16 protein-coding genes are annotated in these 16,420 nt (G+C 63.8%); 8 read left to right on the forward strand and 8 right to left on the reverse strand.

Annotated features, from left to right (window positions below; genetic code table 11):
- Positions 1 to 52: 52 nt before the first annotated feature.
- Positions 53 to 823: a TIGR00730 family Rossman fold protein gene (locus CXR00_RS01385; RefSeq protein ID WP_104052623.1), complete on the reverse strand. Its 771-nt coding sequence runs from the start codon at positions 821 to 823 to the stop codon at positions 53 to 55.
- 136 nt (positions 824 to 959) lie between these two features.
- On the opposite strand from CXR00_RS01385, the gene CXR00_RS01390 reads away from it, so the two are divergent.
- The 4 genes from CXR00_RS01390 to CXR00_RS01405 all read left to right on the forward strand — a co-directional run bounded on the left by CXR00_RS01390 (position 960) and on the right by CXR00_RS01405 (position 4,349).
- A complete protein-coding gene (locus CXR00_RS01390) occupies positions 960 to 1,736 on the forward strand; it encodes an amino acid ABC transporter ATP-binding protein (RefSeq protein WP_104052624.1) in 777 nt (258 codons plus the stop codon).
- 113 nt (positions 1,737 to 1,849) lie between these two features.
- A complete protein-coding gene (locus CXR00_RS01395) occupies positions 1,850 to 2,695 on the forward strand; it encodes a glutamate ABC transporter substrate-binding protein (protein WP_104052625.1) in 846 nt (281 codons plus the stop codon).
- Positions 2,696 to 2,796: 101 nt separating this feature from the next.
- Positions 2,797 to 3,474: an amino acid ABC transporter permease gene (locus CXR00_RS01400; protein WP_104052626.1), complete on the forward strand. Its 678-nt coding sequence runs from the start codon at positions 2,797 to 2,799 to the stop codon at positions 3,472 to 3,474.
- Positions 3,471 to 4,349, forward strand: a complete 879-nt coding sequence (locus CXR00_RS01405) for an amino acid ABC transporter permease (RefSeq protein ID WP_104052627.1) — start codon at positions 3,471 to 3,473, stop codon at positions 4,347 to 4,349. The genes CXR00_RS01400 and CXR00_RS01405 overlap by 4 nt, the downstream gene beginning before the upstream one ends.
- 102 nt (positions 4,350 to 4,451) lie before the next feature.
- On the opposite strand, the gene dapE is transcribed toward CXR00_RS01405, so the two are convergent.
- Positions 4,452 to 5,543: a succinyl-diaminopimelate desuccinylase gene (dapE, locus tag CXR00_RS01410; RefSeq protein WP_104052628.1), complete on the reverse strand. Its 1,092-nt coding sequence runs from the start codon at positions 5,541 to 5,543 to the stop codon at positions 4,452 to 4,454.
- An 88-nt stretch (positions 5,544 to 5,631) separates the two neighbouring features.
- Here dapE and dapD point away from each other — a divergent pair, with 88 nt between their 5' ends.
- From dapD to galE, 3 genes are read left to right on the forward strand one after another with little or no spacing between them, the layout of a single operon-like run.
- Complete coding sequence (dapD, locus tag CXR00_RS01415) at positions 5,632 to 6,612, forward strand: 2,3,4,5-tetrahydropyridine-2,6-dicarboxylate N-succinyltransferase (RefSeq protein WP_104052629.1); 981 nt, start codon at positions 5,632 to 5,634, stop codon at positions 6,610 to 6,612.
- Positions 6,613 to 6,624: 12 nt separating this feature from the next.
- Positions 6,625 to 7,497: a hypothetical protein gene (locus tag CXR00_RS01420; RefSeq protein WP_104052630.1), complete on the forward strand. Its 873-nt coding sequence runs from the start codon at positions 6,625 to 6,627 to the stop codon at positions 7,495 to 7,497.
- A 36-nt stretch (positions 7,498 to 7,533) separates the two neighbouring features.
- Positions 7,534 to 8,550, forward strand: coding sequence for a UDP-glucose 4-epimerase GalE (gene galE, locus CXR00_RS01425; RefSeq protein ID WP_104052631.1), 1,017 nt, complete (start codon positions 7,534 to 7,536; stop codon positions 8,548 to 8,550).
- A 98-nt stretch (positions 8,551 to 8,648) separates the two neighbouring features.
- On the opposite strand, the gene CXR00_RS01430 is transcribed toward galE, so the two are convergent.
- The 3 genes from CXR00_RS01430 to fdxA form a co-directional block, all read right to left on the reverse strand.
- Positions 8,649 to 9,941 (reverse strand): citrate synthase, encoded by a 1,293-nt coding sequence (locus CXR00_RS01430; RefSeq protein ID WP_104052632.1) that lies wholly within the window; start codon positions 9,939 to 9,941, stop codon positions 8,649 to 8,651.
- A gap of 195 nt (positions 9,942 to 10,136) precedes the next feature.
- A complete protein-coding gene (gene dapC / locus CXR00_RS01435; RefSeq protein ID WP_104052633.1) occupies positions 10,137 to 11,291 on the reverse strand; it encodes a succinyldiaminopimelate transaminase in 1,155 nt (384 codons plus the stop codon).
- Positions 11,288 to 11,614: a ferredoxin gene (gene fdxA / locus CXR00_RS01440; protein ID WP_104052634.1), complete on the reverse strand. Its 327-nt coding sequence runs from the start codon at positions 11,612 to 11,614 to the stop codon at positions 11,288 to 11,290. Before fdxA ends, dapC begins: the two co-directional genes overlap by 4 nt.
- Positions 11,615 to 11,735: 121 nt before the next feature.
- On the opposite strand from fdxA, the gene CXR00_RS01445 reads away from it, so the two are divergent.
- Positions 11,736 to 11,969, forward strand: coding sequence for a hypothetical protein (locus CXR00_RS01445; protein WP_104052635.1), 234 nt, complete (start codon positions 11,736 to 11,738; stop codon positions 11,967 to 11,969).
- Between the two features lie 73 nt (positions 11,970 to 12,042).
- Here CXR00_RS01445 and CXR00_RS01450 read toward each other — a convergent pair whose 3' ends face one another.
- The 3 genes from CXR00_RS01450 to CXR00_RS01460 form a co-directional block, all read right to left on the reverse strand.
- Positions 12,043 to 12,474, reverse strand: a complete 432-nt coding sequence (locus tag CXR00_RS01450) for a hypothetical protein (protein WP_104096775.1) — start codon at positions 12,472 to 12,474, stop codon at positions 12,043 to 12,045.
- Positions 12,475 to 12,493: 19 nt separating this feature from the next.
- The gene (gene typA / locus CXR00_RS01455) at positions 12,494 to 14,416 is read right to left on the reverse strand and encodes a translational GTPase TypA (RefSeq protein WP_104052637.1); all 1,923 of its coding nucleotides are present in this window, start codon (positions 14,414 to 14,416) and stop codon (positions 12,494 to 12,496) included.
- Between the two features lie 281 nt (positions 14,417 to 14,697).
- On the reverse strand, positions 14,698 to 16,407 hold the full coding sequence (locus CXR00_RS01460; protein WP_104052638.1) for an ABC transporter ATP-binding protein: 1,710 nt from the start codon (positions 16,405 to 16,407) through the stop codon (positions 14,698 to 14,700).
- Between the last annotated feature and the right edge of the window lie 13 nt (positions 16,408 to 16,420).

Raw genomic sequence — 16,420 nt, forward strand, 5'->3', positions numbered from 1 at the left:
GGACCATCGTGCCAGAGAGCACCCCGTGCTCCCCCCACCGGAAGCCGGTGCGTTAGGGCGAGACGTGCCCGGCACTGTCGGTAATCATCAGTTCCACGGCTTCCGCCGGATCATCCACGATATGGATCAGGGCGAGGTCCTTCTCGGAGATCATCCCCTCGGCCAGCAGCGTGCCCTTGACCCAGTCCATCAGGGGACCCCAGAAGTCCGTGCCGATCAGGACAATCGGGAAGGACGTCACCTTCTGCGTCTGGACCAGGGTCATGGCTTCGAAGAGCTCGTCCATGGTGCCGAAGCCGCCCGGCAGGACGATGAACCCCTGCGCGTACTTTACGAACATGGTCTTCCGCACGAAGAAATACCGGAAGTTGATTCCCAGATCCACCCAGTCGTTCAGACCGGTTTCGAAGGGAAGCTCAATGCCCAGGCCAACAGACAGGCCGTCCGCCTCGACCGCGCCCTTGTTCGCCGCCTCCATCGACCCCGGGCCGCCGCCCGTGATGACGGCCAGCCCCTCTGCCGCGAGCAGCCGCCCCACTTCCTCGCCGAGCTTGTAATAGGCAGACCCCGGCATGCTGCGGGCGGAACCAAAGACGCTGACAGCCGGCCCAAGCTCCGAAAGGCTGCCGAATCCCTCCACAAATTCGCTCTGGATGCGCAGCACCCGCCACGGATCAGTGTGCGTGAAGTGCGTCTGGTCCGAAGAGTCAAGCAGGTACTGGTCCGACTGCGGCGCACGGGCCTGCGCCCTGCGCAGTTCCACCGGTCCGCGTTTGCGGGGGCTGATATCCCGGCCCCGGGAGCTGTTGTCGCTGAATTCCATGATTCAAGGGTAGCCACATGTGTGTTCCGGGCCTCACAGGACTCCCCCGGTACGTTTGGTTGCTCTTGCGTCACGATTATCGGCGTTTTGTGGACTCTGACACATTCCGGACACAATCGTTGGCTATCTTCTTCTTATGACCCGTGACACAACCGAAGGCGCAACGCCTGATTCCGCCGCACCTCTTGTCTCACTCAAGAACGTCAACAAACACTTTGGCGACCTGCATGTTCTGCAGAACATCAACCTCAATGTGGCCCGCGGTGAAGTGGTCGTAGTGATCGGCCCCTCCGGTTCCGGAAAATCGACGCTCTGCCGTGCCATCAACCGGCTGGAGACGATTGACGACGGCGAGATTGCCATCGACGGCAAGGTGCTGCCGGCCGAAGGAAAGGCACTGGCAAAACTCCGCGCCGACGTCGGCATGGTGTTCCAGTCCTTCAACCTGTTTGCCCACAAGACAATCCTCGACAACGTGTCCCTTGGCCCGGTCAAGGTCAAAGGCATGAAGAGTGCCGAGGCAAAGGCACTCTCGATGGAACTGCTGGAGCGGGTTGGCGTTGCCAACCAGGCCAATAAGCTGCCGGCGCAGCTTTCCGGCGGCCAGCAGCAGCGCGTGGCCATTGCCCGGGCCCTGGCCATGAAGCCCAAGGTCATGCTCTTTGACGAGCCCACCTCGGCCCTCGATCCCGAAATGATCAACGAGGTGCTGGACACCATGGTCAGCCTGGCCAAGGAGGGCATGACCATGATCGTGGTAACCCACGAAATGGGATTCGCCCGCAAGGCCGCTGACCGCGTCATCTTCATGGCTGACGGACAGATTGTCGAAGAAGCCACCCCCGAAGAGTTCTTCACCAACCCGAAGAGCGACCGGGCCAAGGACTTCCTCGGCAAGATCCTTTCGCACTAGACCGTCCACAGCAGTACCGGCAGTACCGCAGTACCGGGATTTCACCAGTTGGGGGAAATCCTTATGAGGCTAGGTGCCCCGTCCACCGGAGCACCGCAATGCAAGGAGAAATCATGCGCAAGACCCGTTACGCCGCAGCAGCCATGGCTGCCGTGGCTGCCCTGACCCTGTCCGCCTGCGGCGGAGATTCCGGCTCGGATTCCGGCAGCACCGAAGGTGCCGGCGAGAAGATCCGCATCGGCATCAAGTTCGACCAGCCCGGCGTCGGTTTCAAGGACGGTAACGAGTACACGGGCTTCGACGTTGACGTCGCCAAGTACGTGGCCAATGAGCTCGGCTACCCCGAGGACCGGATTGAGTTCATCTCCACGCCCTCCCCGCAGCGTGAAAACATGCTCGAAAATGACCAGGTGGACATGATCCTGGCGAGCTACTCCATCACGGATACCCGCAAGGAAAAGATTGCCTTTGCCGGCCCCTACTTCGTTGCCGGCCAGGACCTGCTGGTTCCCACCGACAGTGAAATCGGCGGCCCCGACGAGCTCGACGGCAAGAACCTGTGCTCAGTCTCCAGCTCCACCTCCGCCCAGAAGATCAAGGACAACTACGCCGCCGGCGTGAACCTGCTGGAGCAGCCCAGCTACGCCGAGTGCGTGACCGCCATGCAGGGCGGCTCCATTGATGCCGTCACCACTGACGACATCATCCTCGCCGGCCTGGCGTCCACGGACGCCAACAAGGGCAAGTTCAAGGTCATCGGAAACACCTTCTCGGAGGAGCGCTACGGTGTGGGCCTTCCGAAGGAAGACGGACTCGTCAAGTGCGAGGACATCAACACCGCGATCACCAAGATGGTCGAAGAGGGTGCCTGGGAAGAAGCCATCAAGAAGAACACCGAGGGCGTCGACTACACCTACAAGGCCGAGCTGAACCCGCCGGAGACGGACGCCTGCGCCTAACCGGTACCCCCGGTGCCTGAGGCACCGTCCGTTCCACCCCGCGGCCGGGAGGGCATTGCGCTCTCCCGGCCCGGGCTTCGTCCACCATAAAGAGGTGAAACATGGAGGGTTTTACTGCCCTCTTCGAGCAGTACGACGTCGTCGGCGCTTTCTGGGTCAATATCCAGCTCGCGTTCTGGGCGGCTCTCTGGTCGCTGATACTCGGTACCGTCCTGGCGCTGATGCGGATCTCGCCGATCCCCAGCCTGCAGTGGTTCGGTGCCGCCTACGTGAATATCTTCCGGAACACTCCGCTGACCATCATCATGGTGTTCGGTTCGCTGGCACTCTGGTCACAGCTGAACGTCAGCCTGTCTTCGGACTTCAACACCAACTTCTTCCGCCTGGCAGTACTGTCCCTCACCGTGTACCACGCAGCCTTCTTCTGTGAAGCCATCCGCAGCGGCGTCAATACCGTTCCGCTGGGACAGGCTGAAGCTGCCCGTGCCATCGGTCTGGGGTTCTTTGCGGCGGCGCGGATCATCATCATGCCGCAGGCCTTCCGCGGCGCCATCGCGCCGATCGGCAACGTGCTGATCGCTCTGGTGAAAAACACTACCGTCGCCGCCACAGCCGGTGTTGCCGTGGAAACCTCCAGCACGATGAAGACCATGATCGAGTTCTATCCCAACCTGATGACACAGATCTTCCTGACCTTTGCCATTGGCTACGTCATCATCGTTATCCCCATCGGCCTGCTTACCACCTGGGCTTCGAAGAAACTGGCGGTGGCACGATGACACAGAACGTCCTGTTTGACGCCCCGGGTCCCAAGGCCCGGCGCAACATTCGAATCGCAAACATCCTGGGTGTCCTGCTGGTGGCGGCACTGCTCTGGTTCGCTGTCTCCGGGCTGGCGGAGAAGGGCCAGTTCGAGGCCGCCAAGTGGACGCCGTTCCTGGAATGGAGCACCTGGCAGTACTATCTCCTGCCCGGTCTGCTCTCCACCCTGAAGGCTGCCGCCGTAGCAGTGGTGGCGTCCATCGCTTTCGGCCTGCTCTTCGGTATCGGCCGGCTTTCACCCTTCAAACCCATCAGGTGGGTCTGCGGCATCGTGGTGGAATTCTTCCGAGCGGTTCCCGTGCTGCTGATGATGGTGTTTTTCTACCAGTTCCTTTCCAAGTCCACCCCGGTGGACTCGGCACAGGTTCCGTTTTGGGCCGTGGTGATTGCCCTGACGCTGTACAACGGTTCGGTCATCGCCGAGCTGGTACGCTCCGGTGTCTTTGGCCTGCCGAAGGGCCAGCGCGAGGCAGGCCTGGCCATCGGGCTGACCCCGGGCCAGTCGCTGCGCAGCATCGAGATGCCGCAGGCCCTGGTTGCCATGCTGCCGGCGCTGCTGAGCCAGTTTGTGGTCATCCTGAAGGACTCAGCGCTGGGTACCTTCATCGGTTACACGGAACTGCTTGAGTACGCGCGCCGCCTGGCCAGCGGCGAAGGCAACATCCTGCCGGCGCTGCTGGTCACCGCGGCGATCTTCATCCTCCTGAACTGGCTGCTGACCTTCGCCGCCCAGCGTCTTTCACGCCGTCTGGGCGCGCGTGCCGGCAAGGTGCTGAAGATCGAGGACACCATCGAGCCCGAAGGCATTGAGGCTCCGGCTCCGGCCAAGTAGCTGCCGGAACCGGCATAAAGAAGGGGAGGACCGGCACCGCCGGTCCTCCCCTTCTTTATGCCGTGCCTCTGTATGCCGTGCTTCTTTATGCTTTGCGCAGCCTCAGCTCAGCCAGGTCCGCAGCGCGGCCAGGCAGGCCCGCACAGCCGCCGCCTCAACGTGCTCGTTGTCCGTATGCGCCAGCAGGGCGTCCCCGGGACCGAAGTTCACGGCCGGGATGCCCAGGGCGCTGAACCGGGCAACGTCGGTCCAGCCGTACTTGGGTTTGGGTTCCTGCCCGACGACGGCGACAAAACTCGCCGCGGCGGTCCGGTCCAGTCCCGGCCTGGCACCGGCGGCGGCATCAGTGCGGACCAGATCGAAGCCGGACAGCAGGTTACGGACGTAGGCCTCGGCCTGTTCCACCGATTTGTCCGGGGCAAAGCGGTAGTTGATTTCCACGGTGGCTGCATCCGGAATGACGTTCCCGGCGGTTCCGCCCCAGATCTTGACGGCGTTCAGCGATTCCCGGTACTCCAGCCCCTCCACGGAGACGGTGGCAGGTTCATGGTCCCGCAGCCGGGTCAGGATTTCCGCTGCTGCGTGGATGGCGTTCTCCCCCATCCAGGCGCGGGCGGAATGCGCGGCCCGGCCGGTGGTGGTGGCGTGGAAGCGCATGGTGCCGTTGCAGCCGCCCTCCACCGTGCCGTTGGTGGGCTCCAGCAGTACGGCGAAGTCTGCTTCCAGCCAGTCCGGGAAGCTCTCCTGGAGCCGGCCCAGACCGGACAGCGACGCTTCCACTTCTTCATGGTCATAAAAGATGAACGTTACGTCCCGTGTCGGGTTGGCCAGCTCTGCGGCCAGCGCCAGCTGCACGGCCACCCCGCCTTTCATATCCGTGGCTCCACGGCCGTACAGCACCTCGCCGTCCCAGGAGGAGGGAACGGTTCCGCGCGAGCCCGGGACGGTGGGCAGCGGAACGGTGTCCAGGTGCCCGGCGAGGATCACCCGTTCGGCGCGGCCCAGCGACGTGCGCGCCATGATGGAGTCGCCGTCGCGCACCACTTCCAGGTGCGCCAAGGTGCGCAGCGCAGCCTCCACGGCGTTGGCCAGCTCCGTCTCATTGCCGGACACGCTTTCAATGTCCATCAGGTCTGCGGTCAGCAGGGCAACGTCGCGGGTCAGGTCCAGGGTGCGGGATGGCGTTTGAGTCATGTCTCCACCCTACCGATCCCATGCCTGGGCGCCGGAAGCAACCCCCTGCGCCCGCGTCCGGCGGACACCAATCGGTAGACTTGAATCCATGACTTCAAGCTCCTCCTCCCCCACTGCCCGCATCGCCTCCGGCCTCGGCCTGGCCACGATCACCGACGACGGCACAGTGCTGGATGTCTGGTACCCCCGGCCCGTGCTCGAAGCCCGGGACGCGGCCGCTTCGGCTGACGCCAATTCCCTTGCTGCAGAGCTGGAAGCCGCAGCCGCCGCCATGACCGATGCCGAGCGCGGCACGCACGGCGAGGTCCTGCGCACCGAGATTGACCTCGACGAGGCGCCGGCGGATACCGCCGATGCGTACCTGCGCCTGCATCTGCTCTCCACCCGCCTTGCCGCGCCCAACACGCTGAACCTGGACGGCATCTTCGGCAAGCTCCCCAACGTTGTCTGGACCAACTTCGGGCCGTGCGCGGTGGAAGGCTTTGAGACGGTCCGCCTGCGGCTGCGGGCCCGCGGGCCGGTCACTGTGTACGGCGTGGACAAGTTCCCCCGGATGACGGACTACGTGGTTCCCTCCGGTGTGCGGATCGCCGACGCCGGCCGGGTCCGGCTGGGTGCGCACCTTGCCGAAGGGACCACGGTCATGCACGAAGGCTTCGTGAACTTCAACGCCGGAACACTGGGCGTCTCCATGGTGGAGGGCCGCATCTCCGCGGGCGTGGTGGTGGGCAACGGCACCGATGTGGGCGGCGGCGCCTCCATCATGGGCACCCTCTCCGGCGGCGGCAGGGAAAAAATCACCCTTGGCGAGCGTGTGCTGCTGGGCGCCAACTCCGGCGTTGGCATCAGCATCGGCAATGAATCCGTCGTGGAAGCCGGCCTGTACATCACCGCCGGCACCCGGGTGGCCGTGCTGATTCCCGGTGAGGAGCCGCAGACCGTCAAGGCGGTGGAGCTCTCCGGCGTGCCCAATCTGCTCTTCCGCCGTAATTCCACCACCGGTGCGGTGGAGGCCCTCGCCCGCAGCGGCGCGAGCGTGGAACTCAACGACGCCCTGCACGCCAACTAGCACGTTCGCCCCTTGGCCTCCGACCCCAGCCGCCGGCGCAGCACCGGATTTGTTCCGGTGCTGCTGCTGGTGGTGCTCTTCCTGGCAGCAGTCACCGTGTACGCGGTCTCCGTCCTGCGGGAGCCGGAAGACAAGAGGCCGGAACCCGCAGCCTGCACGGCCACAGCGGACGGTGCGGCCTACCATCTGACACCCGCCCGGACGTCCACGGCGGCCCTGATTTCCGGGATCTCCGTTCGGCGGGGCATGCCGGCACGCGCCGCCTCCATTGCCGTGGCCACAGCCATCCAGGAATCCGGGCTGCGGAACCTCGATTACGGGGACGACGCCGGACCGGATTCCCGCGGCTTGTTTCAGCAGCGACCGTCCCAGGGATGGGGCAGCGAAGAGCAGGTGATGGAGCCGGTATATGCGGCAAATGCCTTTTACGATGCGCTGGAAAAGGTTCCGAATTACGCGGACCTCCCGCTGACGGTGGCGGCACAGACGGTCCAGCGCAGCGCTTTCCCTGACGCCTACGCCGATCATGAAGCCGAGGCCAAGGCCTTCGCTTCCGCCCTGACCGGGCACTCCCCCGCAGCGCTGACCTGCACCCTGGCTCCGCCGTCGTCCTCCGGCAGCCCGGAAGCCGTCCTGGCGGCAATGACCACCGTGTACGGGCCGGTGGAGTCAACCGTCGAAGGAGACCGCATTACGGTTGCCGGCAGCGGAACCTACGGCTGGTCCCTGGCTCAGTGGGCGGTTGCCAACGCCGAAGCCCTGTCGCTGGACTCCGTTGCGTTCGACGAACTGCGGTGGACGCGCGCAACCGGCTCCTGGGATCCCGCGCCCGCCCCGGACAACGCCGTGGTCCTTACGGTCCATCGGGCCGCTGAACAGTCCTGAACCGGGGCCCGCGACGGGATCCACTAGTCTGGAACCATGCGAATACTAGTTACCGGAGGCACGGGATACATCGGCTCCCACACGACACTGGCACTGCTGGAAGCGGGCCACGACGTAGTGGTCCTGGACAATTTGGCCAACTCGAGCGAAGAATCCCTGAAGCGGGTTCAGGAGTTGGCCGGACGCAGCGCGGTCTTCGTGCACGCGGATCTGCTGGACGAGGGCGCTGTTGACAGCGTATTCGCAGAGCACGGGATCGACGCCGTCATCCACTTTGCCGGCCTGAAGGCTGTCGGCGAATCCGTCGCAAAGCCGCTGTACTACTACCACAACAACGTGGGCGGCACCCTGAATCTGCTGCGGATGATGGACAAGCACAATGTCCGCACCCTTGTCTTCAGCTCTTCGGCCACGGTGTACGGCGCCAGCGAAGAAGTTCCGCTGACCGAAAAGATGCCCATGGACGCGGTGAATCCCTACGGCCGCACCAAGGAGCAGATCGAAGACATCCTGGCGGATCTGGGCGCTGCCGACGGACGCTGGAATATTGCGCTGCTGCGCTACTTCAACCCCGCCGGCGCCCACGAGTCCGGCCGGATCGGTGAAGATCCCACAGGCGTGCCCAACAACCTGCTGCCGTTCGTTGCGCAGGTGGCTGTGGGCCGCCGCGAGAAGGTCATGGTGTTCGGCGATGACTACCCCACGGAGGACGGCACCGGCGTGCGGGACTACATCCATGTGGTGGACCTGGCCGCCGGTCATCTCGCCGCACTGGAATACATCACCGTAAAGCCCGGCGTGCACCGCTGGAACCTGGGCACCGGCAACGGTTCCTCGGTCCTCCAGGTGCTGGCCGCCTTCTCCAAGGCCGCGGGCAGGGACATCCCGTATGAGATTGCTCCCCGCCGTCCCGGAGATGCCGCCGTCAGCTACGCGGATCCCTCAGCAGCCCTGGCAGACCTCGGCTGGTCCGCGCAGCGCGCGCTGGATGCCATGTGCGAGGACCACTGGCGCTGGCAGAAGAACAATCCCCAGGGCTACGCCGCATCCTGACCCGCCGGCTCTGACGGGCGAAACGCAAAAAGGCCCCCGGAATCCTGAACGGATTCCGGGGGCCTTTGCCGTTACTGTCCTGCCGCAGGCTGTGACGCCTAGCGGACGGGGTAGCTGCGCTCCAGGGAGCCGGTGTAAAGCTGGCGCGGACGGCCAATCTTCGTCTGCGGATCCAGCATCATTTCACGCCACTGTGCAATCCAGCCCGGCAGGCGGCCAATGGCGAACAGGACCGTGAACATCTTCTCGGGGAAGCCCATGGCCTTGTAGATCAGGCCGGTGTAGAAGTCCACGTTGGGGTACAGCTTGCGTTCGATGAAGTAATCATCGGCCAGGGCCTTCTCTTCCAGGCGCATGGCGATGTCCAGCAGCTCGTCGTTGCCGCCGAGCTTGGCCAGGATGTCGTGGGCGGTTGCCTTGACGATCTTGGCGCGGGGATCGTAATTCTTGTAGACGCGGTGCCCGAAGCCCATGAGCTTCACGCCGTCTTCCTTGTTCTTGACCTTCTCCATGAAGGTTTCCGGTGCCATGCCCGTGGACTTGATCTCGCGGAGCATGTTCAGCACGGCTTCGTTGGCCCCGCCGTGCAGCGGTCCGGACAGGGCACTGATGCCCGCGGAGACGGAGGTGAACATGTTGGCACCGGCGCTGCCGACCAGGCGGACAGTGGAGGTGGAGCAGTTCTGCTCGTGATCAGCGTGCAGGACCAGCAGCTGGTCCAGTGCCTTGACCAGGTCCGGGTCAATCTCGTACGGCTCGGCCGGCAGGCCGAAGCTCAGACGCATGAAGTTTTCCACGAGGTTCATGGAATTGTCCGGGTAGAGCATCGGCTGTCCGAGGCTCTTCTTGTGCGCGTAGGCAGCGATGACCGGAAGCTTGGCCATCAGGCGGATGGTGGAAAGTTCCACCTGCTCCTCGTCGAACGGGTCCAGGGAGTCCTGGTAGAAGGTCGACAGAGCGCTGACAGCCGAAGACAGTACCGGCATCGGGTGGGCGTCGCGCGGGAACCCGCCGAAGAAACTCTTGAGGTCTTCGTGCAACAGCGTGTGCCGGCGGATCCGCTGGTCAAAGTCTTGCAGCTGGGCCTCAGTGGGCAGTTCTCCGTAGATCAGCAGGTAAGACGTTTCCAGAAAGCTTGATTGCTTGGCCAGCTGCTCGATCGGGTAGCCGCGGTACCGCAGAATTCCGGCGTCACCGTCAATGTAGGTAATGGCGGACTTCGTGGATGCAGTGTTCATGAAGCCCGGGTCAAAGGTGACGGTTCCGGTCTGTTTCAGCAGTTTGGAGACATCAAAGCCGCCATTGCCTTCCACCGCGTCAACGCGGGGAAGCTCAAGGCTGTCTTCGGTGTTTTCCCCATAGCGCAGCTGTGCACTGGGACGCTCAGTCATTAAGTCTCCTTCAGGAGTTTGAAGAAACCAGAGCTATGGGCCCCGCTGGTTCCGGGCCACCCATAGGGTCAATTCCGCTAGATCTATTTACGCAAAACGCTACACTTTAGCCGGGCTTTAGGACTAATCGGCGGCCGGGTTGTTGTCTAAGCGAAACATACAACCCGCCCGGCCCCGGGTTATCCGCGACGGGGTTTATCCGCCGGCAGCGGTCAGACGCCGGGCGGCGGCTGCCACGCGCTCATCCGAACCGGTCAGCGCAATCCGGACAAAGCCGTCACCTGCGCTTCCGTAAATGCTGCCCGGTCCGGACACAATGCCCAGCTTCGCCAGCCGCTCCACTGTGGTCCAGGTGTCCTCGCCCGCGGTTGCCCACAGGTACAGCCCTGCCTCGGAATGATGGATCTGCAGCCCAAAAGCTTCCAAGGCGGGAACCAGGAGTTCTCTCCGCTTCCGGTACAGGTCCTTCTGCGTTGCCACGTGGGTGTCATCCCCCAGCGCTGCCTCCATGGCGGCCTGCACGGGGGCGGGCACGATCATGCCGGCGTGTTTGCGGCTGTTGACCAGGTTGGCCATGATGGCTCCGTCACCGGCCACGAAAGCGGCACGGTAACCGGCCATGTTGGACTGCTTGCTCAACGAGTAGACGGAGAGCAGCAGCTCATTGCTGCCCCCGCTGACGGCGGGATCCAGGATGCTCGGCACCGGAGACCCTCCACGCGAGGGATCCCAGGAGCCCCAGCCCAGCTCCGCGTAGCACTCGTCGGAGGCAACCACCGCTCCGAGGGCCCGCGCGGATTCCACCACTGAGCGCAGTGAGGCCGCTGAGCGGACAATTCCGGTGGGATTGCCGGGCGAGTTGACCCAGACCAGGCGCACCCGGGCCCGGACGTCGTCGTCGAGCTCCTCCAGATCATCGGCGGCCACCGGGGTGGCGCCGGCCAGGACAGCACCCATGTCATAGGTGGGGTAGGCAACCATGGGGCGGACGACGACGTCGCCCTCGCCCAGTCCCAGCAGCAGCGGCAGCCAGGCCACCAGTTCCTTGGAACCGACCGTGGGCATAATGTCCTGCGGATTCAGGTTCGGAACTCCGCGGCGCCGTGCGTACCAGGCAGCTATCGCTTCGCGGAGGGCCTGCGTGCCGTGGGTAGTGGGGTAACCGGGCGCATCAGCGGCCGCTGCCAGGGCCTCGCGAACGAGCGTGGGAGTGGGATCAACCGGGGTTCCGATGGACAGGTTCACCGCCCCGTCAGGGTGCTGTGAGGCCAGTTGCACGTAGGGAGCCATGGCTTCCCACGGGTACTCCGGCAGATTCAGCCCAAAAGTGCGGGACGGAACGGAGCTCATGCCTCTTGGTTCTGCGGAGGCAGCACGGCGATGATCGGATGGTCCTTGTGCGTGTTGCCGATCTTGGCAGCTCCGCCCGGGGAGCCCAGGTCATCGAAGAACTCAACATTGGCCTTGTAGTAATCGGCCCATTCCTCGGGAGTGTCGTCCTCGTAGTAAATGGCCTCAACGGGGCAGACCGGCTCGCAGGCACCGCAGTCCACGCACTCGTCGGGGTGGATGTAGAGGGAGCGTTCACCTTCATAGATGCAATCCACCGGGCATTCCTCAATACATGCCTTGTCTTTTACATCTACGCATGGCTGCGCAATTACGTACGTCACGTCCCTTGCCTTCCTGATCTGCGGACCGTCCCGGACGGGAAAGATCCACGAAGTGTTGGTTCCACGTTAGTAGCCCGAACCATTATCTCCCAGCCGGGCCCTGCCCGCGTACCATTGAACGGTGAACGTTTCGAGCCCTGCGGCCGTCCTCCGGTCCCTTCCCGACGGTGCCCGCGTGGTGGTCCGTTACCGCATAGACGGCGGTTTCACGGATGTGCTGGGTTATCTGGTTCAGGCCACGGAGGAGTCCGTTACGGTGGCGGGCCGGCTGGAAAACGTCACGGTTCCCTGTGCACTCATTACGGCAGCCAAGCAGGTACCTCCGCCGCCGGAGCGCCGTGCACCGCGGCGCTGACCCGCTGAGCCTGTGACCCGCTTAAACGTAGGAAGGCCGCCGCGGTGTCCCGCGGCGGCCTTCCTTCGTTTATCTAAGCTTCCTGCTGCGCCCCGGCGCGGCGGGCCATGGCCAGCACACGCGAGGTGATCAGGAGGGCGGCAATGGTCGCCAGTGCCTGCCCAAAGAGCCAGATCCGTCCGGCCAGGACAATCCCCGGCTGCTCCTCCAGAATGGTTCCCGTGATGATCAGCGGAGTGTCCCAGAGGTCAAGGGTGAACAGGCCGAGCACCACGTAGGCCAGCAGCCCGGCTGCCGCGCTCCACAGCGCCGCACCGGCCCAAAGCCCGGCAAACACCGTGGCCGCGCAGCTAAGCACTATGGCAGCCGCGGCCCCCAGGGGAAGCGGCGTGTCTCCGATGTAGAGAATCTGGGCGTGCAGCCCTGTTCCCAGCACGGAGGCCAGCAGACCGCCAAGCACAGCTGCCAGCGGGCCCCGCCAGCGCGGGGACCGACTCAGCGGCACTGTTGCCGAGCTAATGGGATTAGCTCTTGGCGCGTGCGCGGGTGACCTTGGCGCGCTCGGAAGCGCCCAGGACCAGCTTGCGGATGCGGATGGACTCCGGAGTAACTTCCACGCACTCGTCTTCGCGGGCGAATTCGAGGGACTCTTCCAGAGTCAGCTTGCGCGGCGGGGTCAGGTTCTCGAAGGTGTCCGAGGAAGCGGCACGCATGTTGGTGAGCTGCTTTTCCTTGGTGATGTTCACGTCCATGTCATCGGCGCGGGAGTTCTCGCCAACGATCATGCCCTCGTAAACCTCGGAGGTGGGCTCCACGAAGAAGGAACCGCGTTCCTGCAGCTTGATCATCGCGAACGGGGTGACAACGCCGGAGCGGTCAGCGATCAGGGAACCGTTGGTGCGGTACTCGATCGGGCCAACCCAGGGCTCGTAGCCTTCAGCGATGGAGGAGGAGATGCCGGCACCGTGGGTTTCCGTGAGGAACTTGGTGCGGAAGCCGATCAGGCCGCGGGCGGGAACGATGAACTCCATGCGAACCCAGCCGGTGCCGTGGTTGGACATGTTGACCATGCGGCCCTTGCGGACGGCCATCAGCTGAGTGACCGCACCGAGGTATTCCTCGGGTACGTCGATGGTCATGTGCTCCATCGGCTCGCACTTCTTGCCGTCGATCTGCTTGGTGACAACCTGCGGCTTGCCAACGGTCAGTTCGAAGCCTTCGCGGCGCATCTGCTCCACGAGGATGGCCAGGGCGAGCTCGCCGCGGCCCTGAACTTCCCAGGCATCCGGACGCTCGGTCGGAAGGACCTTCAGCGAAACGTTACCGATCAGTTCCTTGTCGAGGCGGTCCTTGACCTGGCGGGCCGTAACCTTGGCGCCCTTCACGCGGCCGGCCAGCGGCGACGTGTTGATACCGATGGTCATGGAGATTGCCGGATCATCGACAGTAATCAGCGGCAGCGGCTTGGGGTTGTCGATGTCGGTGAGGGTTTCACCAATGGTGATGTCCTCGATACCGGCAACGGCAACGATTTCGCCGGGGCCGGCGGATTCGGTCGGAACCCGGTCCAGGGCCTTGGTGGCCAGCAGTTCGGTGATCTTGACGGACTTCATGGTGCCGTCGGCACGGGCCCAGGCAACGGTCTGACCCTTGTGCAGGGTGCCGTTGAAGATGCGCAGCAGTGCCAGGCGACCCAGGAACGGAGAAGCGTCAAGGTTGGTCACGTGGGCCTGGAGGACGCCCTCGGGATCGTAGGTGGGGGCCGGGATGTGGTCGATGATCGTCTGGAACAGCGGTTCCAGGTTGTCATTGGCCGGAGCGGAGCCGTCAGCCGGCTGTTCCAGGGAAGCAGCGCCGACGCGTGCGGCTGCGTAAACAACCGGTACGTTCAACACCAGGTCCAGGTCCAGGTCCGGGACTTCGTCCGCGAGGTCCGAGGCCAGGCCCAGGAGCAGGTCCATGGCTTCGCTGACGACCTCGTCGATGCGGGAGTCGGGACGGTCGGTCTTGTTGACCAGAAGGATGACGGGCAGCTTGGCGGCCAGCGCCTTGCGCAGCACGAAACGGGTCTGCGGCAGCGGGCCCTCGGAAGCATCAACGAGCAGCACAACGCCGTCCACCATGGACAGGCCGCGCTCAACCTCGCCGCCGAAGTCGGCGTGGCCGGGGGTGTCGATCACGTTGATGGTAATGGTTTCACCCTTGGCAGCCGGACCGTTGTAGAACACGGTGGTGTTCTTGGCCAGGATGGTGATGCCCTTTTCGCGCTCCAGGTCACCGGAGTCCATCACGCGTTCTTCCACGTTTCCGTGGGCGGCAAACGAGTTCGTCTGCTTCAGCATGGCGTCGACGAGAGTCGTCTTACCGTGGTCAACGTGGGCCACAATCGCAACGTTGCGGAGATCGCTTCGTACTGCGGTGTTTACAGCCGTGTTGGTTTCTGACATGCGTGAGGACTCAATTCATAGGAGATAAGTTCGAAGGTGGTGCACAGTAGCCCAGTCGTGTGACCGGGCTAATCCGGCCGTTCTGTACGAATCCCGCTCTGCACGTATGCTCCGTAAGAATGTACCGAAGGCGCCGCCGTCAGCGGGCACGCTAATATTCTAGTCCGAAGACCATAAGTTCCCTAATGGACCCGATTTGTCCCCGCCGCTGCGCGGATCCTGACACACGGAAGGCAGGCCGCCCGCGGGCAGCCTGCCTTCCGCCGGTATCGGGAAATACCCTAGGCAACTTCCGGAGGAAGCATCAGCCCGGCACCCGGGATGGCCGCCAGCAGAGCCTTCGTGTATTCCTGCTGCGGATTGTCGAAGACATCGTCCGTGGACCCGGTTTCGACGATCCGGCCCTTCTGCATCACGCACACCTCGTCCGCGATCTGGCGGACCACGGCCAGGTCATGGGTGATGAACAGGTAGCTCAGCCCCAGTTCGGACTGAAGATCGGCCAGCAGGTTCAGGATCTGCGCCTGGACCAGGACGTCCAGGGCCGAAACAGCCTCATCACAAATGACCACTTCCGGGTCCAGCGCCAGTGCGCGGGCAATGGCCACGCGCTGACGCTGTCCGCCCGACAGCTCGTTCGGGTAGCGCCGCATCATCGATGCCGGCAGCGAGACCTGGTCCAGCAGCTCCCGGACCTTCTTCTCGCGGCTCTTGGAATTACCGATCCCGTGAACGCGAAGGGGTTCCTCGATGGTCCGGAAGATGTTGTACATCGGGTCCAGCGAACCGTACGGATCCTGGAAGATGGGCTGCACACGGCGCCGGAAATCGAACATCCTCTTGCGGTTCAGAGTGGTGATGTCCACTCCGTCGAACAGGATCTGCCCCTCCGTTGCCTTTTCCAGGCCCAGGACCATCCGTGCCACTGTGGATTTGCCGGAGCCGGATTCGCCGACGACGGCGGTGGTGGTGCCGCGCGGAATCGTAAAGGACACGTCGTCGACGGCTTTGAAGTCGGTGGACTTGCCCAGCGCCCCGCGCAGCTTAAACACCTTGGAGAGCTGCTTTACCTCAATGACGTTCTCGGTCTTGACTCCGTCAGGATGTGCCGCGAGGAGTTCCGCCGAGTCATCCAGGCCCAGTGATTTGGCCGTCTCAATCCGCCGGGAGGCGAGCGAGGGCGCGGATTCCACGAGCTTGCGGGTGTACGGGTGCTGCGGGTTGGTGAGGATTTCCAGTGCGGGACCGGATTCCACCACCTGCCCCTTGTACATCACGACAACCTTGTGGGCGCGCTCGGCTGCCAGGCCGAGGTCATGGGTAATAAGCAGGACTGCAGTGCCAAGCTCGTCGGTCATGCGGTCCAGGTGGTCCAGGATCTGGCGCTGCACCGTGACGTCCAGGGCCGACGTCGGCTCATCGGCGATGAGCAGCCGCGGCCGGCAGGACAGGCCAATGGCAATCAGTGCACGCTGGCGCATGCCGCCGGAGAACTCGTGCGGGTACTGGTTGGCCCGCTCCGCGGCGTCAGGCAGTCCGGCCTCGCTGAGCACCTGAGCAATATCCTTCGCGGTGTGCGGCAGGCCGTTGGCCTTCAGCGTTTCCTTGACCTGGAAGCCGATCTTCCACACGGGGTTCAGGTTGGACATCGGGTCCTGCGGAACCATGCCAATGGAGGAACCGCGCAGCTCAACGATGCGCTTTTCGCTCGCATGGGTGATGTCTTCACCGTCAAAGATGATGCTGCCTCCGGAGACTGCACCGTTGGCGGGCAGAAGACCGATGGCGGCCAGCGCCGTCGTCGACTTTCCGGAGCCGGACTCCCCCACGATCGCGACCGTTTCTCCGGGCATGATCGTCAGGTGGGCGTTGCGCACAGCCGGGACGTCGCCGTTGTTCGTCTTGAACGTAATGGCGAGGTCCCGCACTTCGAGCAGCGGCTTGGGCAACCCGTTCAGGGGCTGCGACTGGTCCATGGAATGCGTGGACATGGTTCCATCCTTA

Origin of the sequence: Arthrobacter sp. 9E16 (assembly GCF_002929435.1) — a bacterium.
GTDB classification, from domain to species: Bacteria; Actinomycetota; Actinomycetes; order Actinomycetales; family Micrococcaceae; genus Arthrobacter_B; species Arthrobacter_B sunyaminii.